This is a genomic window from Paraburkholderia sp. J76 (genome assembly GCF_905220295.1).
GTDB lineage: Bacteria > Pseudomonadota > Gammaproteobacteria > Burkholderiales > Burkholderiaceae > Paraburkholderia.
The window spans coordinates 44,520-69,566 of sequence record NZ_CAJMZJ010000013.1 but is presented as its reverse complement, the minus strand read 5'-3'; the positions used below and the strand labels follow the sequence as shown (position 1 = coordinate 69,566).

Genomic DNA, 25,047 nt, shown 5'->3' with positions numbered 1-25,047 from the left:
CATCCCTTGCAAGCCGATCCCGCAGATGGAAAAAAACCGACTCGAAGCGTTCAGCGATGGCGTGCTCGCCATCATCATCACCATCATGGTGCTGGAACTCAAGGTGCCGCATGGCGACGATCTCGCTGCGCTCGTGCCGCTCTGGCCGGTTTATCTGAGCTACGTGCTGAGTTTCATCTACGTGGGGATTTACTGGAACAACCATCACCACATGCTGCAAGCGGCGCGCCGCGTGAACGGCTCGGTGCTCTGGGGCAATCTGCATCTGCTGTTCTGGCTCTCGCTGCTGCCGTTCACCACGGGCTGGATGGGCGAAAACCACTTCGGGCGCTGGCCGACCGCGCTCTACGGCGTCAACCTGCTGCTCTGCGCGCTGGCCTATGTCGTGCTGCAATTCACGCTTGTGCGCTACCACGGCAGGCAAAGCCCGCTTGCCGTCGCGCTGGGCAACGACGCGAAGGGCAAAATATCGCCGGTGCTGTATCTGGCAGGGTTCGCGCTCGCTGCGCTCGATTATCCGCGTATTGGCGCGATCTTCTACTTCGTCGTGGCGCTGCTCTGGCTCGTGCCCGATCGGCGCATGGAACGTCTCGCCCTCGCTGCCGGCGAAAAGAAGGAAGAGTAAGCAGCAAGGGGCCGGCCCTTGCTGCATCACATCGTCGTTAGCCTGCCAGGTGCTTGCGTTTGGCGAGTTCCTGCGCCTTGGCGTAGTCGGCCTGGATCACGGGCAGACCGGCGGTGGCGGCCTTCTTGAGGCCCGCGTCGCGGCCCGAGGCGATCTCCGCCTGGAATGCCGAAAGCGTTTTCTGCTGACCGGCCAGCGCGATCTGCTCGATATACGTCTTGTCGAAATCCGCGCCGCGCAGATTGTCGATGCTGCCGATCACGGCCGCATCGGGGTCGTTGCGCGGCACGTCCACGCCGCGCGGGCTCGCGGCGCGCATCGAGTCGGACAGCTTCGTATAGTCGGCCACCAGTTTTTCCGCGAAGGCCTTGACTTCCCGATCGGTCGAGCGCGAGTCGGCAATGCGCGCGGCATCGCGCTGCGTGGCGACCGTTTGCGTGCCGTCAGCGATAAAGGCCTGGTCGGCTTCGTGAAGCCGGCTGGCGGAGGCGGAAGCCGCTGCCGTTGCGGTGGGCGCGGCGGTCTGCGCATGGGCGCTCAGCGTAACGGCGCAAAGGCCGGTGGCCGAAGCCGCTATGAGCGAGGCGAGCGAGAGGCGAGTCATGTGAATTCCTTTTTGCGTAGTTGGTATAAACCGACGTGGCGTGGTGCCTTGCTGCTCGACGGTCTGGGGAATTCTATGAACTCGCTTTCCGTTCAGGTGAAACGATTGCTTCGCTTGTGTAACGGTTGGTAAGAGGGCACGCGAAGCAATAACGCGTGTTCCAGCCGCACCAACCCGCGCTCAATTAACGAGCCTCACCGCACCTGGCTGCGCAGCGCCCTTGCGGCGGCGACCATATTGGTGAGCGCGGGAATCACCTCGGCCCACTGGCGCGTCTTCAAACCGCAATCGGGGTTCACCCACAGGCGCTCGGCCGGAATGCGCTCGGCGGCTTTCTGCATCAGTTGCACGATATGCGATTCGGCCGGGATGTTCGGCGAGTGAATGTCGTACACGCCCGGCCCGATTTCGTTCGGATACCTGAAGTTGTCGAATGCGTCGAGCAGTTCCATGTCCGAGCGCGAGGTCTCGATGGTAATGACGTCCGCATCCATGTCGGCGATCGACGCGATGATGTCGTTGAACTCCGAATAACACATGTGCGTGTGGATCTGGGTTTCGTCTTTCACGCCGTTCGCCGTGATGCGGAACGATTCCACGGCCCAGCGCAGATATTCGCCCCACTGGGCGCGGCGCAGCGGCAGACCTTCGCGCAGCGCCGCCTCGTCGATCTGGATCACGCCCACGCCCGCCTTCTCGAGGTCGAGCACTTCTTCGCGAATGGCGAGCGCGAGCTGGTAGCACGAGACCGAACGCGGCTGGTCGTCGCGCACGAACGACCAGTTGAGGATCGTCACCGGGCCCGTGAGCATGCCCTTCATGGGCTTGTTCGTGAGCGACTGCGCGTAGGTGATCCACTCGACTGTCATCGCCTTCGGGCGGCTGATGTCGCCGAACAGAATGGGCGGCTTCACGCAGCGCGAGCCGTACGACTGCACCCAGCCGAACTGGCTGAACGCGTAGCCGTCGAGTTGCTCGCCGAAATACTCCACCATGTCGTTGCGCTCGGCTTCGCCGTGCACGAGCACGTCGAGACCCAGTTGTTCCTGCTCGCGCACACTGCGCTCGATTTCGGCGCGCATGGCGGCCTGGTAGCCCGCGTGGTCGAGTGCACCGCTCTTGAACTGGCTGCGCGCCTGGCGGATTTCCGCCGTCTGCGGGAACGAGCCGATCGTGGTGGTCGGGAAAGCGGGCAGCTTCAGGCGCGCGGCCTGTTTCGCGGCGCGCTCGGCGTAAGCGTGCTGGCGATTGCCGAGTTGCGCGTCGATACGAGCGATCGCGGCCTTCACCGCCGGGTTGTTCACACGCGGCGACTGTCGGCGCGCGGCAACTGCCGCGGCGTTTGCCGCGAGTTCGGCGGCGACCGGGTCGCGGCCAGCGTTCAGCGCCGTGGCGAGCACCTTCACTTCATCGAGCTTTTGCAGTGCGAATGCGAGCCACGAGCGGATTTCGGCGTCGAGCTTTGCTTCGCTCGCGAGATCGACGGGCACGTGCAGCAGCGAGCACGACGGCGCGATCCAGAGACGATCGCCCAGTTGCTTCGCGAGCGGTTCGAGCCATTCGAGCGCGGCGTTCAGGTCCGTCTTCCAGATGTTGCGGCCGTTGATCGCGCCCACCGAAAGCACGCTTTGCGCAGGCAGTTGTTGTGCGGCCAGCGCGACTTCAGCGCGGGCGTTGATCGCATCGATATGCAAACCGTCGACGGGCAGCGAGCACGCGAGGTCGAGATTATCCTGAAGTTGTCCGAAATAGGTGGCCAGCAGAAGCTTGACGCTGCGCTGATCGAATCCTTCGTAGGCCGTAGCAAATGCCGCGCGCCACGCCGGATCGAGTTCGGTCACGAGAATCGGCTCGTCGATCTGCACCCATTCGACGCCCATCACGCGGAAGTAGTCGAGCAGCGCGCGGTATACCGGCATGACGCGCGGCAGCAGCGCGAGCTTGTCCGAGTCGTCCTTGGCCTTGCCGAGCCACAGATACGTGAGCGGCCCGATGATCACCGGCTTGGCCTTCACGCCCAGCTCGCGCGCTTCGCGCAACTGTTCGGAAAGGCGCGAGGTGTCCAGGTTGAATTGCGTATCGGCCGTAAATTCGGGGACGATGTAGTGGTAGTTCGTGTCGAACCACTTCGTCATTTCGCCGGCCGCGACGCCGCCGCAGCACGCGGCGTGATCCTCGGCGCCTGCTGCCGAGCGGCCACGCGCCACGCGGAAGTAGTTGTCGAGCTTGTCGCCGTGAAAGCCCTGCACGCGCTCGGGCAGGTTGCCGAGCGTGAAGCTCATGTCGAGCACCTGGTCGTAGAACGCGAAGTCGCCCGCGGGCACGAGGTCGAGACCCTGCTGGTTTTCCCAGTGGCGCGCGCGTAGTTGCGCGCCGAGCGCCTTCAGTTCGTCGCGCGAAGATTCGCCTTTCCAGTAGCGTTCGAGACCGAATTTGAGTTCGCGTTTTGCGCCGATGCGCGGAAAGCCGAGATTGTGCGTGGTGACCATGTGCGTTGCCGTCCGAAATGAAGGTGCTGAAAACGATCCCGAGTGGCAGCGATAATAGAGGTATCCGACAATGAAGAAAAATGGCATTATTTCATCCATCCATTAGTTTTCTTCATCTGCCGCCGGATTCGGCGCGGGATTGTCTTTTTCCATGCTCGAACGTTTTCATCTAGTGATCGTCCGCGAAGTCGCGCGCCAGGGCTCGCTTACCGCCGCCGCGGAAACGCTTTTCCTCACGCAATCGGCGCTGAGCCACACGGTCAAGAAAATCGAGCAGCAGCTCGGCACGCAAATCTGGGACCGCGAAGGGCGCAGCCTGCGGCTCACGCAGGCCGGGCAATATCTGCTCTCGCTCGCCGACCGGCTCCTGCCGCAGTTCGAACTCGCCGAGGAGCGCATGAAGCAATATGCGGCGGGCGAACGCGGCACGCTGCGCATTGGTATGGAATGCGCGCCGTGCTATCAATGGCTGCTCAAGGTGGTGTCGCCGTATCTGGCGCGCTGGCCCGACGTCGACGTGGACGTGAAGCAGCGGTTTCAGTTTGGCGGTATCGGCGCGTTGATCGGCTATGACATCGACGTGCTGGTCACGCCCGACCCGCTCATTCGGCCAGGACTGCGTTTCGATCCGGTTTTCGACTACGAACAGGTGCTGGTGGTCGCGGATACGCATCGGCTCGCGAACGTGCGCTATGTGAAGCCCGAGCAGCTCATCGACGAAACGCTCATCACGTACCCCGTGGAAACCGACCGGCTCGACATCTACAACCAGTTCTTGCGGCCCGCGAGCATCACGCCGCGTCGTCACAAGACAATCGAAACGACCGACATCATGTTGCAGATGGTCGCGAGCCGTCGCGGCGTGGCTGCGTTGCCCCGATGGCTCGCGGAAGAATACGCCGACCGCATGCCGCTCGCGATCGTGAAGCTCGGCAAGCAGGGCATTGCGAAACAGATCTTTCTCGGCACGCGGGAAGGCGACGCCGTGGTCGATTACCTGAATTCCTTCGTCGAATTCGCGCGCGACCCGATATGGCAGCAGCCGCGCGTGCGAGGCTGACGCCGCGGTTGGCTCAAGCCTGGGAGCGACGCGATCGCGTTAATGCGCGAGCGCCCACATGAGCGACACGGAAAAAGCGCCCACCACAACGGACGCGCAACGCTGGAAAAACGCCGGCCGGATGAACGGCGCACGCCCGTTGCGCGGCGCGGCGCCGATGGCGATCCACGTGAGGCCGATGGGAATCAGCAGGACCGCGAATATCGCCATGGCCTGGAGCCATGCGACGACGCTCGCGAATGCGGCAGGCGGAAAAATCGAGCCGGCGAACAGGATGGCCTTGGGATTGAGCACCGTGGCGCTAAACAGCGTGCGCATGCTAACGACGCCCCTCGCCGACGTTTCGATCGAGTTAGCCGTGAACCAGAGGCGCAGGGCGAGCCACGCGAGATAAAGGCTGCTGGCCACACGCAGCACCTTTGGCAGCCAGCCCAGCGAATGCGACGCGTGGGTGAAGCAAAGCCCCCAAAGCGTAATCGACACCAGATACCCGGCCAGTTCGGCCGCGGTCAGATGCGCGGAGGGCCGCAGCCCCTGCCTCAAGCCGGCGGCGGCGAGCAGGGTGTTGGTCGGCCCCGGCATGAGCAGCACGATCGCGCAGCCCGAGACCATCAGCCCGATGGTGGAAATGGAAAGCATTAAATGGCGATTGGACGAATGAGGCCCCGTATTACCGGAAACCGAGGGTAGGGGACGTCGCAGCCTGCGACAGAACGCTCCCGCGCTGCCCGCATTCTACGGTCTTACGCCGACGCATGCCTGCTTCAGATAAATCTGATTTCGGTAAACCAGGAGTATCAATTTGTCCTGCTTGAAGCGGTTCTCTTTCAGAGAGACGAAGGCATTCGTCGCGGACTTAGTTCATTGATTTCCATGTACTTCTTGATGCATAACAAATATTTTCAAAATATTTCGTGACCCAGCCTAAATAAATCGCGAACTGCGCCGTTAAAGTACGCACGAGAACTTTGCCCAGAGAATTTTGCGGGCCGAGGAAAAATAAACATACGCCGTTCGGGGTAGAGAGCCCGCACGCTGCGGCCGTCGACACCGTCAACCCGTTATGCCCGATTTATCGTGGACCATGCCCATCGCGCGCTGGTCCTTCTGGTCTTCCGCATCGGAAAGCTTGCCTGAGGTTGCGTTCGTCGATCCGATGATGCGCCGCCGCCTGAGCGCGCTTTCGCGCATGGCGCTGAAGGTGGCGGGCGACTGCGTCGATGCGCAAACCAAAGCTCGCGTGGTTTTCGCGTCGCGGCACGGCGAGTTGCGCCGCACGACGGACATTCTGCACGACATCGAAGCAAACAAGCCCGTTTCGCCCAATGCGTTCAGCCTTTCCGTGCTCAACGCGATGACCGGGCTGTTCGGCATCCTGCGGGGCGACCGCTCGCCGGCTACGGCCCTCTCGGCAGGCGCGCAAACGCTGGGCTATGCGCTGCTCGAAGGCCATGCGCTGCACGCGGAAGACCCGGCCAGCCCCGTATTGATCGTCTACGCCGATGAACCCGCCGACGCACGCTATGGAGCGGTCGAGCAGGAAGTCCAGCGCGGCGCGTTCGCGTTGCTGCTCGATGCGAACGAGGCGGCGCAAGGCCGGCTCGCGTGCTCGGTCGCGCAAAACAGGGCAGAAACGGCGGGGCAGGCACGCGAATTCGCTACGCAAAGCGAAGCGCTGCATCACTGCCTGAGCAAGGGCGAGACCGCCGCCTGGCACGACAGCGGCGGCACATGGCATTGGAGCTGGCGTGTCGGCCCGGCTTGACTACGGCTGGCGGCTCTTCGCCACCGGACTGAGCTTCGCGTTGTTCGGCACGTGCGGGCTGCTGTTCTCGGTGATCGTGTTTCCGCTCGCGGTGCTCTGGCCGCATCGCGCGTCGCGACAACGCGCGGTCACGACCGTCATCCACTGGTTTTTCCGCTCGCTCGTGGCTGCGCTGCAACGCGCGGGCGTCATGAAACTCGACGTGGCGGGCGCGAACACGTTGCGCTCGGGCGTACCCGCCATTGTCGTGGCGAATCATCCCACTTACCTCGACGTGGTCGTGCTGCTCGCGCTCACGCCCGCCGCCTGCTGCGTCGTGAAGAACGCGCACTGGCGCAACCCGTGCTTCTGGGGCATCGTGCGCGCAGCCGAATACGTGAGCAACGCCGATCCCGCCGGCTTCGTGCAGGACTGCGCGCGTCAGCTCGCGAATGGCTACAGCATGATCATTTTTCCCGAAGGCTCGCGCAGCCCCGCGCCCAATCGCCTGCACGCGTTCTCGCGCGGCTTCGCCCATACGGCGCTCGAAGCCCGCGCGCCGGTTTTGCCCGTGCTCATGCACTGCGATCCGCCGGCCTTCACCAAGCAGATGCGCTGGTACGACGTCCCGCAGCGCCCTTTCCGCATGACCGTGAACGTGCTCGCGCCCATCGGCGTCCAGCCGCTCGCGCCGCGCGACATGCCCTCCGCACTCGCCGCGCGCAACGTCACGCGCACCATCGAGGCGCAAATCACACAGCACCTGTTTGACTATGGATACTTTAAAACTGGAAATTAAGCGGCTCCTGATCGAGGCGCTCGATCTTGAGCACCTCACGCCCGCCGATATCGACGACGATGCGCCGCTCTTCGACACCGACGGCGTAGGGCTCGACTCGATCGACGCGCTGGAGATCGGCATCGTGCTGCGCCAGCACTATCACCTGACCATCAACGCCGACGACGAAAACGTGCGCGGCTACTTCCGGTCGATCAACACGCTCGCGGCGCTCGTCGCGAGCCACGCAAACGAAGAAGCACACGCAGACGCAGACGAGGCGCTGCAAGCCACTGCAGGGAAGGGGGATTGAATCATGAGCGAAGCTGAAATTCTCGACCGTATCCGCGAGATCTTTCACGAAAACTTCGATATCGATCCGGCGCGCGTGACGCCGGAGGCGCACCTGTTCGAGGAACTGGATCTGGACAGCATCGACGCCGTCGATCTGGCCATCAAGCTCCAGGAAATGACGGGCCGCCGCATCAAGCCGGAAGAATTCAAGCAGGTGCGCACCGTGGGCGACGTGATCGCCGCGGTCGAGTCGCTGCTCGTGACCCAGGCTTGAGGCCATTCGTGACGGTTCTTCGCTCGGCTGAACCTGCCGGTGCAGGCGAAAGCGGCATGGCGGAAGGTCGTGCACGCAGCAAATGGCGGCTGATTGCCAGCGTCGCCTACCCGGTCGTGATCCTGTGCGCGTGGCGCTGGGATTCGCCGCGCATCGTGGGCCTGTTGCTGCTCGTGCTGCTCTGGATGCAGCGCGTGGCCGGCACGGGCGCGCTCGCCGCAACGCTGCGCAAGCTCACGCCCGTCGACTGGGCCGTGGCCGTCATGCTCAATGTGGCCTCGGTGGCCATTGTCCTCACCGATAGCGAGCGGCTCATGCGCCTGTATCCGGCGCTCGTGAATCTCGGGCTGCTCGTCGCGTTCGGCGCGACCCTCGTGAAGGGCCCGTCGATGATCGAAAAATTCGCACGACTGACTTATGCCGATCCGCCCGCGCATATCGTGCGTTATACGCGCCGTGTCACGCAGCTCTGGTGTGTTTTCTTTGCCGTGAACAGCGTGTTTTCCGCGTGGACGGCGCTCGCGTGGACGGCTCGCGCCTGGTCGCTCTATAACGGCGCCATCGCCTATGGACTCATCGGCGCGCTGCTCGCAGGCGAGTTTATCTGGCGCAAATGGATCATGCTGCCGCGTGCTGCGCGACGGGAGGCGGCGTGATCGCATTGCACGAGCTTCTCGCGGCGCGGCGCCGCGAGCCGCATGGCGCGGTTTGCGTCGATGGCGCGCACGTGACGGATTTCGCCACGTTCCGTACGCATGCGCTGGGCATTGCCGCGCATATGCGAACGCGGCCTGGCCTGCGCTTCGCGCTGTGGAGCGATGACCCGTATGAGTTCGCCTGCGCTTTATTCGGACTCCTTGCTGCTGGAAAAGTACCGGTGATTCCGGCGAACGCGACGCCCGGCTATCTCGCCGAACTGAGCGACGCGTACGACGCGGTGCTCGACGAAACCGAACTTGCCGCGTGGTGTACCGATCGCGCTGTGGTTCAGCCCGTCGAATCCAGCATGGCGGCGATCGACGCGAACGCCGTGCTCACGCTCTTCACCTCAGGCAGCAGCGGCACGCCGAAGCCCGTCCACAAGACGCTCGCGCAGTTCGATGCGGAAGTGCATACGCTCGAAGCCGCCTGGGGCGCGCTTCTGGGCGACGCAGCCGTACTCGCGAGCGTGCCGCATCACCACATTTACGGTTTGCTGTTCCGCGTGTTCTGGCCGCTTGCCGCGGCGCGTCCATTCGCCCGCGCGACCTGCGCCGATCCTGCGCAACTCCAGGCACGAATCACCGAGTGTTCCGCGCAATGCGGCGCAACGGTCGTCGTCTCGACGCCCGCGCAGCTTTCGCGCTGGCCCGATCTGCCGGGCTTCGAAACGCTCGATCCGCAGCCGCGCGCGTTCTTCTCGTCGGGCGGTCCGCTTCCGCTCGATACAGCGAAGCAGTACGCCGCCACGTTCGGCGGCGCGCCGCTGGAGATCTACGGCAGCACGGAAACGGGCGGCATCGCCTGGCGCAGACAGAACGAGGCGCAAGCGTGGACGCCCATGCCGGGCATCGCCGTGCGCGCGGGCGCCGCGGATGAGGGCGGCGCGCTCGAAGTGCGTTCGCCGCATCTTGGCCACGACGGCTGGCATCGCACCGACGACAAGGCCGCGTTCGACGAGCAAGGCCGCTTCGTGCTGCAAGGGCGTCTGGACCGCGTGGTCAAGCTCGACGGCAAGCGCGTGTCGCTCAGCGAGATGGAGAGCAAACTGCTGCTGCATGCCGGCGTGGCCGAAGTGCGGACCGTGCTGCTCGAAGGCGGTTCGCGCGAGCGCATTGGCGCGCTCGTCGTGCTCACCGCGCAAGGCTGCGAAGCGCTTCGCCGCGATGGCCGTGTGCAGTTCCTGAAAGCGCTACGCCGCCACCTCGCCGCCTGGTTCGACGCGGTCGTGCTGCCGCGCCACTGGCGCATTCACCGCGCGCTTCCCGTCGATTCGCGCGGCAAGATTCAGGCGCGAACCGTCGCCCGCGCGTTCGCGGCAAGCGTTGAAGGGTTCGAATTGCTCGCCGAATGGGACGACGCAGAAGGGCGCGCATTCGAATTGCGCGTGCCGCACACGCTCGCTCATTTCGCGGGCCACTTTCCCGGCCTGCCGATTCTGCCAGGCGTCGTGCAGGTAGACTGGGCGATGCGGTTCGCGCGCGAGTGGGTGCCCGCCGTGCGCGCGCTCGCTTCGGTCGATCAACTGAAATTCACCATGCCAGTGGCGCCGGGCGCGCTGCTCAAGCTCGTGCTCAAACACGATGCCGCGCGCCGCCGCGTGACGTTCGCGTGGCGTGCCGGCGAGCGCGACTGCGCGAGCGGCGCCTTCGTGTACAGGGAGCCCGCATGAGCCTCGCGGCCTGTATCGTCATTCCGATCTACAACCACAAGGACGCCATCGGCGGCACCGTGGCGAACCTGATCGTCCACGGCCTGCCGCTCATCGTCGTGGACGACGGCAGCGACGAGGCCACCCAGCAGGTGCTGGCGGACCTCGCGCGCCGTTACGCGGGCAAGCTCACGCTGCGCCGCCTGGCGGCGAACGGCGGCAAGGGCGCGGCGGTGATGGCGGGGCTGCGCGCGGCGCGCGACGCGGGCTACACGCACGCGCTCCAGATCGACGCCGACGGCCAGCACGACGCCGCCGACGTGCCGCGCTTTCTCGCCGCCGCGCAGGCGAACCCGCGCGCGGTCGCGATCGGGCAGCCCGTGTACGACGAGAGCGTGCCGAAGTCGCGCCTCTACGGGCGCTATCTGACCCACGTGTGGGTCTGGATCGAAACGCTCTCGTTCACGATCCGCGATTCGATGTGCGGCTTCCGGCTCTATCCGCTCGACCTCGCATGCGCGCTGATCGACAGCGTGAAGCTGCCCGAGCGCATGGACTTCGACATCGAGATTCTGGTGCGCCTGCACTGGCGGCGCGCGGCGTTCGTCTCCATTCCGACCGCCGTCACCTATGCGGCCGATGGCGTTTCGCACTTCGACGTGCTGTGGGATAACGTGCGCATCAGCCGCAGCCATACGCGGCTCGTTGCGGGCATGCTCGCGCGCCTGCCGCTGCTGCTCGCGCACAAGGTGCTGCCGCGTCGCGCCGATGCGGGCGATGGCGACAACCCCTGGTGGCGCACGGCCGAGCGCGGCAGCCGGCTCGGCATGGCCTTGCTCGCCTGGAGCTGCGGCCTGTTCGGGCGGCGTTTCACGGCGCTCTGGCTGCACCCCATCGTCGCTTATTTCCTGCTCACGGGCCGTCCCGCGCGCGACGCCTCGCGGCGCTATTTCGACAGGTTGCGGCAGTGCTCGCCCGAACGCGAGACGCCGCGCCCCGGCTGGCTCACGGCCTACCGCCACATGCTCTCGTTCGCGCAATCGGGCTTCGACAAGCTGGCCGCGTGGACGGGCCGCGTCGATCAGACCGACGTGGAGATCGACGACCCGCGCGCGCTCGACCAATTGCTCGCGAGCGGGCGCGGCGCGCTCGTGATCGGCTCGCACCACGGCAACCTGGAAATGGCGCGGGCCCTTGCCGTGCGCGGCGCACAAACGAAGGTGACGGCCATCGTCTACACGGAGCACGCGAAGCGCTTCAACAGCGTGCTGGCCTCCGCGCATCGCGATTTCGCGCAGCATCTCGTGCCGGTGAGCGACTTCGGCCCGCAAACGGCGCTGATGATGCAGGAGCGCATCGAGCGCGGCGAATTGCTCGTGATCGTCGGCGACCGCACGCCCGCGCGCGAAACCGGACGCACCACCGAGGCGCAATTTCTCGGCGAGACAGCCGCATTCGCCCAGGGGCCCTATGTGTTGGCGCATGCGCTCGCATGCCCCGTCTATCTGCTGTTTTGTCTGAAAGAGCGCGCGGGCTACCGGCTTTACTTCGAGCCGTTTGCCGAGCGCATCGATCTGCCGCGGCGTGGCCGCGCCGAGCATATTGCGGCGTGGGCGCAGCGCTTTGCGTCGCGCCTCGAACACTATTGCCGCAAGGCGCCTTACCAATGGTTCAACTTCTACGATTTCTGGGCGCGCCCCAGTGGGGATGCGAATGGCCGAAACTGACCTGAAAGATGCCGAAGTCAAAACGCATGCCGTGGTGTTCGGCGGCCGCCATCTGACCATCGAGGACGTCGTGGCGGTCGCGCGCGACGGCGCCGCCGTGCGCCTGAACGACGACCCGGCCTGGCGCGCCCGCATCGCGCGCGGCGCCGACTTCCTGCGCCGCCATCTCGAAGCCGGCGCGACCGTGTACGGCGTGAATACGGGCTACGGCGACGCGTGCGTCGTAGACGTGCCGATGGCGCTCGTCGAGGCGCTGCCGTTGCAACTCACGCGCTATCACGGCTGCGGCATGGGCGAGTATCTGGACGACGCCTCGGCGCTCGCCGTGATCGCCGCGCGCCTGAATTCGCTGGCCTTCGGGCTCTCGGGCGTGCGCCCGGTGCTGCTCGAACGCCTCGCCGATCTCATCAATCATCGCGTGCTGCCGCGTATTCCCGCCGAAGGGTCGGTCGGCGCAAGCGGCGACCTCACGCCGCTTTCGTATGTCGCGGCGGCGCTGGTCGGCGAGCGCGGGGTGCAGTTTCGCGGCGCGGCGTGCGAAGCTCGCGACGCCTGGCTCGCGCTGGGCCGCGAACCGCTCACGCTCGCGCCCAAGGAAGGCCTCGCGCTGATGAACGGCACGGCGGTCATGACGGGCCTCGCGTGTCTCGCCTTCACGCGCGCGGCGCAACTCGCGCGTCTGGGCGCGCGACTCACGGCGCTCGCGACGGTGGCGCTCGACGGTCGCGCCGCGCATTTCGACGCGTTCATCTTCGAGGCCAAGCCGCACGCCGGGCAGGCCGAGGCGGCCGCCTGGATTCGCGCCGATCTGGCCGGGCGCCCGGACACGCCGGGGCACCGTTTGCAGGACCGCTATTCGATCCGCTGCGCGCCGCACGTGATCGGCGTGGCGAACGACGCGCTCGCGTGGATGCGCCGCGACATCGAGAACGAACTGAACAGCGCGAACGACAACCCGCTGATCGACCCCGACGGCGAGCGCGTGCTGCACGGCGGCAACTTCTACGGCGGCCATATCGCGTTCGCCATGGACGGCCTGAAGACCGCCGTGGCGAATCTTGCGGACCTGATGGACCGGCAACTTGCCTTGCTTGTCGACGACAAGTTCAACAACGGTCTGCCGCGCAATCTCACGGGCGCGACGCGTGAGCGCGCGCCGGTCAATCACGGTTTCAAGGCCGTGCAGATCTCGTCGTCGGCGTGGACGGCGGAGGCGCTCAAGCACACGATGCCCGCGAGCGTGTTCTCGCGTTCGACGGAAGCGCACAACCAGGACAAGGTGAGCATGGGCACGATCGCGGCGCGCGACTGTCTGCGCGTGCTGCAGCTCACCGAGCAGGTCGCGGCGGCGCACGCGCTAGCCACGGTGCAGGCCGCGCGCCTGCGCATGCGCGAAAACGGCGCGACGGTGATCCCCGCGCCGCTGGCCGCGTTCATGCACGACGTGGCCGCTACGTCGCCATTCGTCGACGAGGACCGCGCGCTCGAACATGAACTGCGCGCCATGACGGCGCGCATCGCAGCGGGCGACTTCGCGCACGCGCAGCAGGAGCAGAGACCATGAGCGGATCGAGCAAGGTTGCGCCTGCGTTGAGCGCGAGTGCGAACGTGGAAGTGCCGTTCCATGACGTGGACGCGATGAACGTCTGCTGGCACGGTCACTACCTGAAGTATTTCGAATTCGGTCGCGCGGCGCTCTTGCGCAAGTTCGATTACGACTATCGCGAGATGCAGGCGTCGGGCTATGTGTGGCCCGTCGTCGAAGCGCATCTGAAGTATGTGCGGCCCGCCGTATATGGCCAGCGGCTGGAGGTGTGCGCGCATCTGCTCGAATACGAAAACCGCCTGAAAATAGGCTACGAAATCTACGACTGCGATTCGCGCACGCGGCTTACGAAGGGCTACACCATCCAGGTGGCCGTGAATGCCGCCACGCAGGAGTTGCAGTTCGTTTCGCCGCCCGTCGTGCGCGAAAAGCTGGAGCGCGCATGGGCGCGTTGACACGATGCGCGGCGGTAGCCGCACTGATTGCGCTTCAGTCTGCGTGGATTCCCGCCTATGCCGCAACGACGCCTGCGAACGTGAGCGCCAGCGACGCCGCACTGGTTTCGCAAATCGCGTCGCGTCTCGCACGCGCGAATGGCGTGCGTTCGCATTTCACGCAAACGCAGACGCTTGCCGCCATGAAAGCGCCGCTCGTGAGCACGGGCTCGCTGCTGTTCTATCGCGAGCGCGGCGTGATCTGGCAAGTCGAAACGCCGTACAGGAAAACGTGGATCATGCGCGATAGCGGCATCACCGTGATCGATGCGGCCGGCCAGCGCAGCAGGAACGGCGGTGCGCAAGGCGCGCGCGGCGCGGCTGAGATCGCGAAGATGATGCGCGCGATGCTTGGCGGCGACCTGAGCGGGCTGTACTCGCAATTCGATGTCGAAGCCCACGGTACGCCTTCGCAATGGCAGATGCGCCTCGTGCCGCGCCAGCCGCAGATAGCGCAGGCGCTGCGCGGCATCGGGATGGAGGGCGGCGATTTTCTGCGCAGCCTGCGCATCACGTTCGCTAACGGCGACGTCACGCAGTACGACTTCAGCGGCAGTACGCCGGTGTCCGAACTGGCGCCCGCCGATCAAACGCTTTTCGGAACGCCGTAGTGAGCGCCGCCGAGCTTCGCACCGGTACGCCGTCTTGGCGGCAGTGGGCGCTACGCGCTGCGTGGCTGTTGCTGGCGCTCGCGGCGACCCTGTACTGCGCCTGGCGCTTTGCGGGACCGACGCCCTTGCAGACGAACCTGCTCGCGCTGTTGCCCGCGACCGAGGCCGACCCCGTAGCCGAAGAGGCCGTGGATCAACTCGCGAGCGCGCTCGGCAACCGCGCCGTGCTGCTCCTGTCGAGCCGCGACGCGGCGCACGCAAAGGCAGCGGCGGCGCAACTGGGCACGGCGCTGGGCGCGAGTCACGCATTTGCATCGGTGACGGCGCAAGTGCCTCCGTTCGACGTTGGCCGCATCACGCGTTTCTATCTGCCGTATCGCTTCGGACTGCTCACGGCCGAAGATCGTGCGATAGCCGGCGGAAGCGCCGAAACGCTGCGCAACGCGCTAGCGGAGCGTCTCTACGGGCTGCCGGGCGCGGGTCTCGCAACCTCGCTCGCCGACGATCCCTTCGGCTGGCTTCAGCACTGGCTCGCGGCGCTGCCGCTCGCGGCATCGAATCTGACCATCGAGGACGGGTTCCTCGTGGCGCACCGTGGTAACACGACGAGCGTGCTCGTTATCGGCACGCTGCCGGGCTCGGCCTACGAGTCAGACGTCCAGCGCGGCGTGCTGCGCGCCATCGCGCAGGGCGAAACCGCGCTCAGGGCGTCGTGGCCCGATGTCACCGTCGCGCGCACGGGCGCCGTGTTCTATGCCGAATCCGCGCGCCGCGCCTCGGAACGCGACGTCCACGTGATCGGCATCGTCTCGGCGGTGGGCATCGCGCTGCTCATGCTGTGGATTTTCCGCTCGCCAAGGCTCATTCTGCTGGGCTTCGTTTCCACCGCGCTCGGCATCGTGTGCGCGCTCGCCGCCACCCTGCTCGTGTTCGGCAAGCTGCATCTGCTCACGCTCGTGTTCGGCGCGAGCCTGATCGGCGAGGCGGTCGATTACTCGATTCAGTACTTCGTCGTTTATCTGGGCGCGCGGCACGGCTGGGATTCGCGGCGCGGCGCGCGCGAAGTGTTGCCCGCGCTCACGGTGGCGCTCAGCACGAGCCTGCTGGGCTATGCCATCCTGACGTTCGCGCCGTTTCCGGCGCTCAGGCAAATCGCGTGCTTCGCGATCGTCGGCATTTTCACGGCCTTCGCTTCCGTCATCTGGCTGCTGCCGAGTCTCATGACACAGCCCGCGCGCCGCAGTCCCCAAACGCTCTTCGCGGTAGCCGCGGCTTCGCTCGCGAAATGGCAAGCGCAGATCGGCGGCCGGCGCGCGTGGGGCGTCGCGCTCGCGCTGTTGGTCGCCGCCGTGCCGGGCTGGCTGCAACTGCGCAGCGACGACGACATTCATCTGCTGATCCAGCGCGACCCGGCGCTCGTCGCGCAAGAGCGCGTGGTGTCGGGCGCGGTTGGGGCCGACAACAGCGCGCAGTTCTTCGTCGTGCGGGGCGCATCGCCCGAGGCCGTTCTGGAGCGCACCGAAGCGCTGACGGCGCGGCTCGGCGCGCTCACGGGCGCGTCCGCGTTGAGCGGCTGGCAATCGGTGACGTCGTTCGTGCCGTCCGAAGCGCGTCAGCGGGCCGATCGCGCTTTGCTCGGCGCGCATGTGTTCGCCGATCCCGCCGCGTTGCGCGCGATGCTGGGCGCAGCGGGCTTTCGTGACGAGGTGGCGCAAACATGGCTCGATGCGTGGGCGCACTCGGGCGCTGCCGTGCTGCGCGTGGACGACTGGCTCGCCGAGCCCTGGGCGCAGCCGTTGCGCCATTTGTGGCTCGGGCGTTCCGCGAGCACCCCCGGCGCATACGCGGCGATGGTGATTCCGCAGGGCGTGTCAGCTGCCAACGAGCCCGCCCTTTCCAGAGTTGCGCAGGCGTTGCCCGGCGTGAGTTTCGTCGACAAGGCGGCGAGCGTGTCGAGGCTCTTCGGCGTCTACCGCCAGGACGGCGCGATCTGGCTGGCGGGCGCGCTCACGCTCGTGCTCGCGCTGCTGATGTACCGCTACGGCTGGCGCGGGGCCATCGCGGTCGCGCTGCCGGTGTGGCTCGCCATTGGCGTGACGCTCGCGGCTTTCGGCTACGCGCACGTGCGCATCACTCTCTTCAACATGCTGGCGCTGATGCTCGTGCTCGGCGTGGGCGCGAACTATGCCGTTTTCCTGCGCGAAGGCGCAATGCGCGCGGCCACCGATCGCGGCGCGGTATGGACCGGCGTGCTGCTCTCGGCCGCGACCACGTTGCTCTCGTTCGGCATGCTCAGCATGAGTTCGATGCCCGCGCTCAAGAGCTTCGGCGCCACGCTGTCGCTCGGCATCATGGTGTCCGTCATGCTCGCGCCGATCGGCATGCCCACGGGCATGCCCACAACCGAACGGAAAAAGACGTAATGGCGCTCCCTGTCTATTTGCATGCACCCGGCATGGTCAACGCGCTAGGCGGCGACGTGGCGTCGATTGCCGGCGCGCTCGCGCGCAACGAAGCGCCCGGCATGGGGCCGATCGCAACGCGCACCGGCACCGCGTTCGCGGGCAGCGTGACGACGCCGCTCGACATCGCACCGCCCGCAGCGCTTGCGCACTACGACTGCCGCAACAACCGGCTTCTGCTCTGCGCGCTGGCGCAAATCCGGCCTGCCATCGAAGCGGCGCGTGAGCGCTTCGGCGCGGGCCGCATCGGCGTCGTGCTGGGCACGAGCACATCGGGCATCGGCGCGGCCGAAATGACGTTCACGCAACCCGCGTCACAACAGGCAGCTTCGACGTTCGACTATCGTCAGATGGAAATCGGCACGGCCGCGCCGTTCGCCGCCGCCGCGCTTGACCTGCGCGGACCCGCATACACGATCTCCACCGCATGCACGTCGAGCGCCAAGGCGTTCGCCGCCGCGCGCCGCCTGCTGCGCGCGAACCTGTGCGATGCCGTCGTCGTGGGCGGCGTCGATTCGCTTTGCGAACTCACGCTGCAAGGCTTCGCGTCCCTCGAATCGACGAGCCCCGTGCGAACCAACCCGATGAGCGCGCAGCGTCGCGGCATCAACATCGGCGAAGGCGCGGCGGTGTTTCTGATGAGCCGCGAGGAAGGGCCGGTGATGCTCGCGGGCGCGGGCGAGTCGAGCGACGCCCATCATATTTCGGCGCCCGACCCGGAAGGCGCGGGCGGCGAACTCGCATTGCGCGCGGCGCTTGGCGACGCGGGCATTGGCGCGTCGGCGATCGGCTACGTCAACCTGCACGCGACGGCCACGATCAAGAACGACCAGATGGAAGCGCATTTGATGGCGCGCGTGTTTCCCGACGGAGTGCCCGTGAGCGGCACGAAGCCGCTCACGGGCCATACGCTCGGCGCGGCAGGCGCGAGCGAACTGGCGCTCGCGTGGCTCGCGCTCGCTCGCGACGACGTCGCGCTGCCGCGCCACGTGTGGGACGGAGAAGCGGACCGGGCGCTGCCCGCGCTCGACCTCGTTCAGGACATACGGCATTTGCCGCGCAACGGCGTGCGTCAATACGTGATGAGCAATTCGTTCGCGTTCGGCGGCAGCAACGTTTCACTCATCCTCTCACGGTGATCGAGACCATGAATTCTTCGCTTTCAACAGCGACGCACGCGTTCCCGCCGATCGAAGCCATCATCCCGCACCGCGGCACGATGCTGCTGCTCGATTCGGTCGCTGCATGCGGCGACCAGTCGCTCACGGCGCTGGCGAACGTGCGCGCCGATGCGTGGTACGCCGACGAGCAGGGTGCGATGCCCGCGTGGATCGGCATCGAACTGATGGCGCAGGCAATCGCCGCGCACGTGGGCCTGCTGTCCATGCGCGACGGCAAGCCCGCGCGCCCAGGCGTGCTGCTTGGCACCCGACGCTATGAAACAGCGCAAGATGCGTTCGCAAGCGGCGCGCCGCTCCACGTAACGGTCAACGAACTGCTGCGCAGCGAAGAAGGCCACGGCGCGTACGGCTGCGCCATCAATCAGGACGACAAACTATTGGCGCAGGCCACCGTGAAGGTGTATCAGCCGCGCGATTTTCAGACTTTCATCGAGGAGAATTCCAGATCATGAGCCGGCGTGTTCTCGTCACCGGCGCGAGCCGCGGCATCGGTCGCGCGGTCGCCTACCATCTCGCCGCGGACGGCTTCGCCGTGACCGTGCATTGCCGCACGGGCCGCAACGAAGCCGAGGCCGTCACGGCAGGCATCGTCGCGCAGGGCGGCACGGCCAGTGTGCTGCAGTTCGACGTGCGCGACCGCGCCGCATGCCGCGCGGCGCTCGAAGAGGACGTGGCGGCGCACGGCGCGTACTACGGCATCGTTTGCTGCGCGGGCGTGACGCGTGACGCCGCCTTTCCCGCACTGACCGACGAGGACTGGGACATCGTGCTCGAAACGGGCCTCGATGCGTTCTACAACGTCGTGCATCCGCTCGTCATGCCGATGGTGCGTGCGCGCAAGGGCGGCCGCATCGTGACGGTGGCTTCGGTGTCGGGCGTGACGGGCAATCGCGGCCAGGTGAACTACAGCGCCGCGAAGGCCGGGCTGATCGGCGCGACGAAAGCGCTCGCGGTGGAACTGGCTACGCGCAACATCACCGTGAACAGCGTCGCGCCGGGGCTCGTGGATACGGGCATGCTCGACGACGTTCCGCTGGAGCACGCGCTCAAGGCCGTGCCGATGAACCGCGTGGGGCAGCCCGCCGAAGTCGCGGCCGTGGTGGGCTTCCTGATGTCCGACGCGGCGTCTTATGTCACGCGCCAGGTCATCGGCGTAAACGGCGGGATGGTCTGATGAAGCGCGTCGTCATTACCGGCATGGGCGGCGTGACCGCACTCGGCGATCAGTGGGCGCAGGTGGAAGCCGCGCTCAGGGGTGGCGTGAACGCCGTCAAGCGCGTGCACGACTGGGACTATATCGAGGCGCTGCATACGCGCCTGGCATGCCCGCTGCCAGCGTTCAACACTCCTGACCATTATCCGCGCAAGAAAACGCGCTCGATGGGTCCGGTTTCGCTCTACGCCGTGCGCGCGAGCGAACACGCGCTGGCCGACGCCGGCCTGCTCGACGATCCGTCGATCAAGGACGGCCGCATGGGCGTGGCGTACGGATCGTCGGCCGGTTCGGTCGAGCCGGTGCGCGCGTTCGGCAAGATGCTCGAAACGGGCTCGATGAGCGACGTGACGTCGAACAGCTACGTGCAGATGATGCCGCACACCACGGCTGTGAACGTGAGCCTCTTCTGGGACCTCAAGGGGCGCATCGTGCCGACGTCGTGCGCGTGTGCTTCGGGCAGCCAGGCAATCGGCTACGCGTACGAGATGATCGCGAACGGCAAGCAAACGCTGATGCTCGCGGGCGGCGCGGAGGAACTTTCGGGGCCGGGCGTAGCCGTGTTCGACATGCTCTACGCCACGAGCACGCGCAACGACGAGCCGCAACTCACGCCGCGCCCGTTCGACGCCGCGCGCGACGGGCTCGTGGTGGGCGAGGGCGCGGCGACGCTCGTGCTGGAAGAATACGAGCACGCCGTGGCGCGCGGCGCGCGCATTCATGCGGAAGTGGTGGGCTTCGGCTGTAACTCGGACGGCGCGCATATCACGCAGCCCACGGCGGCGACGATGGCGGTTGCGATGCGCCAGGCGCTGGCCGACGCGCAGTTGTCCCCCGCAGCGATTGCCTATGTGAATGCGCACGGTACATCGACGGATCGCGGCGACGTTGCCGAAAGCCAGGCCACGGCGCAGACCTTCGGCGAGCGCGTGCCGATCAGTTCGCTCAAGAGCTACATCGGCCACACGCTAGGGGCCTGTGGCGCGATCGAGGCCTGGTGGACGATCGAAATGATGAAGCGCAACGAGTACGCGCCCACGCTCAACCTGACCCACGTCGATCCGGCCTGTGCGCCGCTCGACTACATCATGGGCGAGCCGCGCGCCATAGACGCCGAATATGTGATGAGCAACAACTTCGCGTTTGGCGGCGTGAATACGTCGCTGATCTTCCGGTGTGTGCGCTGAGCCGTTGAACATGCGCACATCGTTATCAGCGAGCGGCTTGCGGCGCGTCGTCGTGACGGGCATGGGCATCGTCTCGTGCCTCGGCAATACGCTGGAAAGCGTCGCTGCGCGGCTGCGCGACGGGCACGACGGCATCACGCGCGTTCAGGCGTGGCGCGATCGCGGCTTCGCGAGCCAGGTGGCGGCCGTGGCTTCGCTGGAGGGCGAAGCGCCGTTCGAGCGCAAGGCCGAACGCTTCATGGGCGACACCGCGCGCTTCGCGTGCCACGCCGCGCGCAGCGCCATCGCCGATGCGCACCTCGACGCGCATACGCTGCGCACGCCACGCGCCGGCGCGGTGGTGGGCTCGGGCGTCGGCACGATGTCCGCTTACGACGCGGCCATGGAAAGCGCCAACGCGCGCGGTATCGACCGTGTGCCGCCCTACACCGTGCCGCAGGCGATGAGCAGCACGACATCGGCGAATCTTGCGCACGTATTCGGTATGGAGGGCGTGACCTATTCGCCTTCGTCGGCGTGTACGACTTCCGCGCTCGCCATAGGCCAGGCCATGCAACTGATCCAGACGGGACGCCAGGACATCGTGCTCGCGGGCGGCGCCGAAGGGTTGCACGACAACATGACGTTGATGTTCGACGCGATGGGCGCGCTCTCGCGCGGCTTCAACGACACGCCGCAGCGTGCTTCGAGGCCGTACGACGCGCAGCGCGACGGTTTCGTGATCGGCTCGGGCGCGGGGATTCTGGTGCTCGAATCGCTCGCGCATGCGCAGGCGCGCAACGCGCGCATCTACGCGGAGCTAATCGGCTACGGTCATGGCACCGATGGCGCGCATATGGTCGCGCCGCAGGCGGGCGGCATTGCGCGCGCCATGCGCGAGGCGCTCGCGGAGGCCGGCAGCCGTCCCGACTATATCAACACGCATGCGCCTTCGACGCCTTCGGGCGATATCGAGGAATTGCTGGCGCTGCGCGACGTGTTTGGCGGCGACGTGCCCGCGTTTTCGTCGACGAAGGCGCTCAGCGGCCATCCGCTCGGCGCATGCGGCGCGCACGAAGCGATCTACACCCTGCTGATGATGCGCGAGCGCTGGATGGCGGGCGCCGTGGGCATCGAGACGCTCGATGCCGCGGCTGCCGGCATGCCGCTCGTGCGCGAAACGCGTGAAGCGCGCATCGATACGGCGATGTCGGTTTCGTTCGGGTTCGGCGGCAGTTGCGCGAGCCTGGTATTGCGCGCCTGGAATGCAGTCTGAATTTCGGGCAACCCTGAAAATAGTAAGGATTCCAATGAAAAAAACTAGTCTCTCGTTGAGCATGGCCGCTATCGTCGGCCTGACGTTGGCCGGTTGCGGATCGCAGCGCCTTACGCTGCCGATCCAGCCCGCAGCGTCCCTTTCGACCGCCAAAGCCGCATCCAGCGCCGATCCCGCCGCGAAGATCCCCGTGTATTTCGGCACGCAGCCGCATCCGGAAGTGGCGCGCCGCGTGGGTGACGCCTCGCATTCCGTGCGCGTCGCCCGCGCGACCGACGGCGCCGAGGCCACCTGCAACAAGGCGCTCGCCGCCGCGCTCGACAAGCTGCGCGCCGACGCCCAGAACAAGGGCGCCAACGCCGTCATCAACGTAAGCACGCGCTTTCACGGCACCGAAACCGGATCGGCCACCGACTTCACCTGCGGCGTGAGCCCGAGCGCGGCGGCCATTGCCGTCACGGGCGATCTCGTCGTGCTGCAAGCCCATTGAACCAACGGAGAAATACAATGAAGAAACTGTGGATGTTCGCCGCGCTGTGCGCGGCCTTCGCGACGTCGCACGCCTACGCACGCAATACGGTCGATACCTACGCCGTGGACGCGGCGCTCAAGAGCGAGCCCGGCAAGGTGAGCGACGACGTTGCGCTGTACTTCGCGGGCCAGCCGCATCCGGCCGTGGCGAAGACGTTGGGCCAGTTCTCCACGAACAAGAAGACGAATGCGTTCGGCAAGAGCGACGAAGCGGCCTGCCAGCACGTGTTTCTTTCGGCCGTGGCCGAATTGCAGGAACGCGCGCGCAAGGAAGGCGGCAACGCCGTCATCAACATCAAGAGCAATTACAAGAACGAACTGCGCGAGAGCGCCACGGAATTTACGTGCGGCGCGGGCGCAATGGTCGCCGGCGTGGCGCTCGTAGGCGACGTGGTGACGCTCAAGGGCGGCAAGTAAGCCGCAGCAGGCGGCGGCGCGCGACCCGGCTCACGCCGCCTTGACGGCGGCGACGTTGACCAGCGTTTCGCGCCGCTTGCCGGGCTTGGGATGATGCAGGCCGATTCGTTCGAACAGACCGAAGTCGGCCGCGCGGCTCCACCATAGATAGGGCAGCGAAACATTGCGCTCCGAAAAGCGGAAGCCGGCCGCGCGGATCATGTCGAGGTAGCCGCTGGCGCTCTTTTGCACGTGCATGGGATGGCGGAACAGCAGACGGATCACCCACGAGCGGATATAGGCTTCGGTGGATTCGGCGAACAGCAGCACGCCGCCCGGTTTGAGCACGCGGTGGAACTCCGCGAGCGCGCGTTCCTGTTCGACCAGATGATGGAAAGTCTGGTGACAGAAAACAATGTCCGCGCTGGCCGTGGGCAGCGGCAGACTCGCGCAGTCGCCGTGCAGCAGCTCGAATGCGGTTTGGGGCCGCAATGTGTCCTGGCAGGTGCGCGCGGCGCGCGCCGCGAGTTCCAGCGAAGCCTCGTGGTAGTCGATCCCAACGATGCGGCGCGGGCGGAAAGCCTCGGCCAGCAGACGGAACGACTTGCCCTGGCCGCAGCCCACGTCGACGATTTCGGGTGCCTCGGGCAAACGCACGTCCACGAGCCGCTTGAGGTCGTTGATCGCCACGCGCAGCACATGATGCTCCCACGTATGGGTGCGCAGAAACCAGATGCCGAAGGCCGTCTCCGGCACGAACGGCACGTAATTTGATTCGGAAACCGACATATTTTTTATCCGTCGCGAATGCGGTCGTGAAACGAGAACCGGCATTGTAAATGCAAGGGCACGGCCAAGGGTGTCAGAATCACGGTTTCGCGCGCTGCTGCGCGCTTGCATTGGGTATACAACGCGTAACAAGACGTGACAGACGTAAAGAAGGCATAGGACTATGGAAAAGAGCACTGAAGAAGCAGGTATGAACCCATCCGCACGACGCGAAGACGTCGACGTGGCGATCATCGGCGCGGGGCCCTCGGGCGCGGTGGCGGCCGCCTTGTTGCGCCAGGCCGGGCGTTCGGTGCTCGTGCTGGAGCGCCAGCATTTTCCGCGCTTTTCGATTGGCGAAAGTCTCCTGCCGCAAAGCATGGAATATCTCGAAGAAGCCGGCATGCTGCAGGCGGTGGTGGAGGCCGGCTTTCAATACAAGAACGGTGCGCATTTCGTATGGCGCGATCAGGCCACGGCTTACGACTTTCGTGACAAGCATTCGGCGGGCTGGGGCACGACGTACCAGGTGGAGCGCGCGAAATTCGACCAGGTGCTGATCGACTGCGCCGCGCAGCAGGGCGCCGAGGTGCGCTTCGGTCATACCGTGGCCGCCATGCGCACGGGCGACGCGCCGGTGCTGGAAGTCGTCGACGAAAACCAGGCGCGCTATGAAGTGCACGCGCGTTTCGTGCTGGATGCGAGCGGCTTTGGCCGCGTTCTGCCGCGCCTTCTGAATCTCGAAGCGCCGACCGGTTTGCCCACACGCGCCGCGATCTTCAGTCACGTGCGCGACGGCTTGACGCTGGACGCCTTCGATCGCAACAAGATTTGCATTGCCACGCACCCCGAGCGCCGCGACGTGTGGTTCTGGATGATCCCGCTCGCGGGCGGCCGCTCGTCGGTGGGCTGTGTCGCCGACGCTGCCTTCCTCGACGTGCCGCAAGCAGAACGCGAGGCGCGGCTGCGCGCACTCATTCGCGAGGAACCGACGCTGAACCGACTGATCGGCGACGCGCCGTTTCTCATGCCCGTGAATCACATCGGCGGCTATTCCGCCAACGTCGAACGATTGCATGGGCCCGGTTATGCGTTGCTCGGCAATGCGGGTGAGTTTCTCGATCCGGTGTTTTCTTCGGGCGTCACCATTGCACTACGTTCCGCGCACCTGGCCGTGAAGGCGCTGGAACGCTCGCTCGGCGGCGCGGCCGTGGACTGGCAGGCCGAATACGACGTGCCGCTGCGCAAGGGTATCGATACGTTCCGCGCGTTCGTCGAGCGCTGGTACTCCGGCGAGCTGCAGGACATCATTTATTATCCGCGCCAGACGCCCCTGATCCGCCGGATGATTAGCTCCGTGCTGGCAGGCTACGCATGGGATGAAAGCAACCCTTACGTGGCGGAACCGGTGCGCAGGCTCAACGTGCTGCACGAGGCGTGCAAGCGGTCCATGTAATC

Annotated in this window: 25 protein-coding genes; 21 read left to right on the top strand and 4 right to left on the bottom strand. The window is 66.0% G+C overall.

The genetic code is table 11. The features are described 5' to 3' along the window. Positions 1-25: 25 nt before the first annotated feature. Positions 26-625, top strand: a complete 600-nt coding sequence (locus U5768_RS23345) for a TMEM175 family protein (protein WP_322032765.1) — start codon at positions 26-28, stop codon at positions 623-625. Between the two features lie 37 nt (positions 626-662). On the opposite strand, the gene U5768_RS23340 is transcribed toward U5768_RS23345, so the two are convergent. Together U5768_RS23340 and metE are read right to left on the bottom strand one after the other, a co-directional pair. Then, entirely contained in the window at positions 663-1,229 is a 567-nt protein-coding gene (locus U5768_RS23340; RefSeq protein ID WP_322032764.1) for a DUF4142 domain-containing protein, read from the bottom strand. A gap of 194 nt (positions 1,230-1,423) precedes the next feature. Further along, positions 1,424-3,718, bottom strand: coding sequence for a 5-methyltetrahydropteroyltriglutamate--homocysteine S-methyltransferase (metE, locus tag U5768_RS23335; RefSeq protein WP_322032763.1), 2,295 nt, complete (start codon positions 3,716-3,718; stop codon positions 1,424-1,426). A 151-nt stretch (positions 3,719-3,869) separates the two neighbouring features. Here metE and U5768_RS23330 point away from each other — a divergent pair, with 151 nt between their 5' ends. Further along, positions 3,870-4,778: a LysR family transcriptional regulator gene (locus U5768_RS23330; protein WP_322032762.1), complete on the top strand. Its 909-nt coding sequence runs from the start codon at positions 3,870-3,872 to the stop codon at positions 4,776-4,778. 39 nt (positions 4,779-4,817) lie between these two features. Here the strand turns inward: U5768_RS23330 and U5768_RS23325 are convergent, their stop codons facing one another. Further along, positions 4,818-5,417 carry a LysE family translocator gene (locus U5768_RS23325; protein ID WP_322032761.1) on the bottom strand — a complete coding sequence of 200 codons (600 nt, stop codon included), beginning with the start codon at positions 5,415-5,417 and terminating at the stop codon, positions 4,818-4,820. 424 nt (positions 5,418-5,841) lie between these two features. Here U5768_RS23325 and U5768_RS23320 point away from each other — a divergent pair, with 424 nt between their 5' ends. From U5768_RS23320 to U5768_RS23235, 18 genes are read left to right on the top strand one after another with little or no spacing between them, the layout of a single operon-like run. Then, positions 5,842-6,543 carry a beta-ketoacyl synthase chain length factor gene (locus tag U5768_RS23320; protein WP_322032760.1) on the top strand — a complete coding sequence of 234 codons (702 nt, stop codon included), beginning with the start codon at positions 5,842-5,844 and terminating at the stop codon, positions 6,541-6,543. Further along, positions 6,527-7,321 (top strand): lysophospholipid acyltransferase family protein, encoded by a 795-nt coding sequence (locus U5768_RS23315; protein ID WP_322032759.1) that lies wholly within the window; start codon positions 6,527-6,529, stop codon positions 7,319-7,321. The genes U5768_RS23320 and U5768_RS23315 overlap by 17 nt, the downstream gene beginning before the upstream one ends. Continuing rightward, on the top strand, positions 7,296-7,613 hold the full coding sequence (locus U5768_RS23310; RefSeq protein ID WP_322032758.1) for a phosphopantetheine-binding protein: 318 nt from the start codon (positions 7,296-7,298) through the stop codon (positions 7,611-7,613). Before U5768_RS23315 ends, U5768_RS23310 begins: the two co-directional genes overlap by 26 nt. Before the next feature lie 3 nt (positions 7,614-7,616). Beyond that, positions 7,617-7,868 carry an acyl carrier protein gene (locus tag U5768_RS23305; protein WP_158759959.1) on the top strand — a complete coding sequence of 84 codons (252 nt, stop codon included), beginning with the start codon at positions 7,617-7,619 and terminating at the stop codon, positions 7,866-7,868. Positions 7,869-7,924: 56 nt separating this feature from the next. Continuing rightward, the gene (locus U5768_RS23300; protein WP_322032757.1) at positions 7,925-8,524 is read left to right on the top strand and encodes a hypothetical protein; all 600 of its coding nucleotides are present in this window, start codon (positions 7,925-7,927) and stop codon (positions 8,522-8,524) included. Next, positions 8,521-10,239 carry an AMP-binding protein gene (locus tag U5768_RS23295; RefSeq protein WP_322032756.1) on the top strand — a complete coding sequence of 573 codons (1,719 nt, stop codon included), beginning with the start codon at positions 8,521-8,523 and terminating at the stop codon, positions 10,237-10,239. The genes U5768_RS23300 and U5768_RS23295 overlap by 4 nt, the downstream gene beginning before the upstream one ends. After that, the gene (locus tag U5768_RS23290) at positions 10,236-11,945 is read left to right on the top strand and encodes a glycosyltransferase family 2 protein (RefSeq protein ID WP_322032755.1); all 1,710 of its coding nucleotides are present in this window, start codon (positions 10,236-10,238) and stop codon (positions 11,943-11,945) included. Before U5768_RS23295 ends, U5768_RS23290 begins: the two co-directional genes overlap by 4 nt. Continuing rightward, positions 11,932-13,509 carry an aromatic amino acid ammonia-lyase gene (locus U5768_RS23285; protein WP_322032754.1) on the top strand — a complete coding sequence of 526 codons (1,578 nt, stop codon included), beginning with the start codon at positions 11,932-11,934 and terminating at the stop codon, positions 13,507-13,509. The genes U5768_RS23290 and U5768_RS23285 overlap by 14 nt, the downstream gene beginning before the upstream one ends. Further along, positions 13,506-13,946, top strand: coding sequence for a thioesterase family protein (locus tag U5768_RS23280; RefSeq protein ID WP_322032753.1), 441 nt, complete (start codon positions 13,506-13,508; stop codon positions 13,944-13,946). Before U5768_RS23285 ends, U5768_RS23280 begins: the two co-directional genes overlap by 4 nt. Continuing rightward, complete coding sequence (locus U5768_RS23275) at positions 13,934-14,596, top strand: outer membrane lipoprotein carrier protein LolA (protein WP_322032752.1); 663 nt, start codon at positions 13,934-13,936, stop codon at positions 14,594-14,596. Before U5768_RS23280 ends, U5768_RS23275 begins: the two co-directional genes overlap by 13 nt. After that, positions 14,596-17,019, top strand: a complete 2,424-nt coding sequence (locus U5768_RS23270; protein ID WP_322032751.1) for an MMPL family transporter — start codon at positions 14,596-14,598, stop codon at positions 17,017-17,019. Before U5768_RS23275 ends, U5768_RS23270 begins: the two co-directional genes overlap by 1 nt. Next, a complete protein-coding gene (locus tag U5768_RS23265) occupies positions 17,019-18,197 on the top strand; it encodes a beta-ketoacyl-[acyl-carrier-protein] synthase family protein (protein WP_322032750.1) in 1,179 nt (392 codons plus the stop codon). Before U5768_RS23270 ends, U5768_RS23265 begins: the two co-directional genes overlap by 1 nt. Positions 18,198-18,205: 8 nt before the next feature. Continuing rightward, positions 18,206-18,691, top strand: coding sequence for a hotdog family protein (locus U5768_RS23260; RefSeq protein ID WP_322032749.1), 486 nt, complete (start codon positions 18,206-18,208; stop codon positions 18,689-18,691). Then, positions 18,688-19,413, top strand: a complete 726-nt coding sequence (locus U5768_RS23255) for a 3-ketoacyl-ACP reductase FabG2 (protein ID WP_322032748.1) — start codon at positions 18,688-18,690, stop codon at positions 19,411-19,413. The genes U5768_RS23260 and U5768_RS23255 overlap by 4 nt, the downstream gene beginning before the upstream one ends. After that, entirely contained in the window at positions 19,413-20,639 is a 1,227-nt protein-coding gene (locus U5768_RS23250; protein WP_322032747.1) for a beta-ketoacyl-ACP synthase, read from the top strand. Before U5768_RS23255 ends, U5768_RS23250 begins: the two co-directional genes overlap by 1 nt. Before the next feature lie 10 nt (positions 20,640-20,649). Next, a complete protein-coding gene (locus U5768_RS23245; protein ID WP_322032746.1) occupies positions 20,650-21,894 on the top strand; it encodes a beta-ketoacyl synthase N-terminal-like domain-containing protein in 1,245 nt (414 codons plus the stop codon). A 34-nt stretch (positions 21,895-21,928) separates the two neighbouring features. Then, a complete protein-coding gene (locus U5768_RS23240; RefSeq protein WP_322032745.1) occupies positions 21,929-22,384 on the top strand; it encodes a signal peptidase in 456 nt (151 codons plus the stop codon). Between the two features lie 17 nt (positions 22,385-22,401). Next, complete coding sequence (locus tag U5768_RS23235) at positions 22,402-22,842, top strand: excinuclease ABC subunit A (RefSeq protein ID WP_322032744.1); 441 nt, start codon at positions 22,402-22,404, stop codon at positions 22,840-22,842. Between the two features lie 30 nt (positions 22,843-22,872). Here U5768_RS23235 and U5768_RS23230 read toward each other — a convergent pair whose 3' ends face one another. After that, a complete protein-coding gene (locus U5768_RS23230) occupies positions 22,873-23,610 on the bottom strand; it encodes a class I SAM-dependent methyltransferase (protein ID WP_322032743.1) in 738 nt (245 codons plus the stop codon). A 190-nt stretch (positions 23,611-23,800) separates the two neighbouring features. Between U5768_RS23230 and U5768_RS23225 the strand changes: the two genes are divergently transcribed. Then, positions 23,801-25,045: an NAD(P)/FAD-dependent oxidoreductase gene (locus U5768_RS23225; RefSeq protein WP_322032742.1), complete on the top strand. Its 1,245-nt coding sequence runs from the start codon at positions 23,801-23,803 to the stop codon at positions 25,043-25,045. The last annotated feature ends 2 nt before the right edge of the window (positions 25,046-25,047 follow it).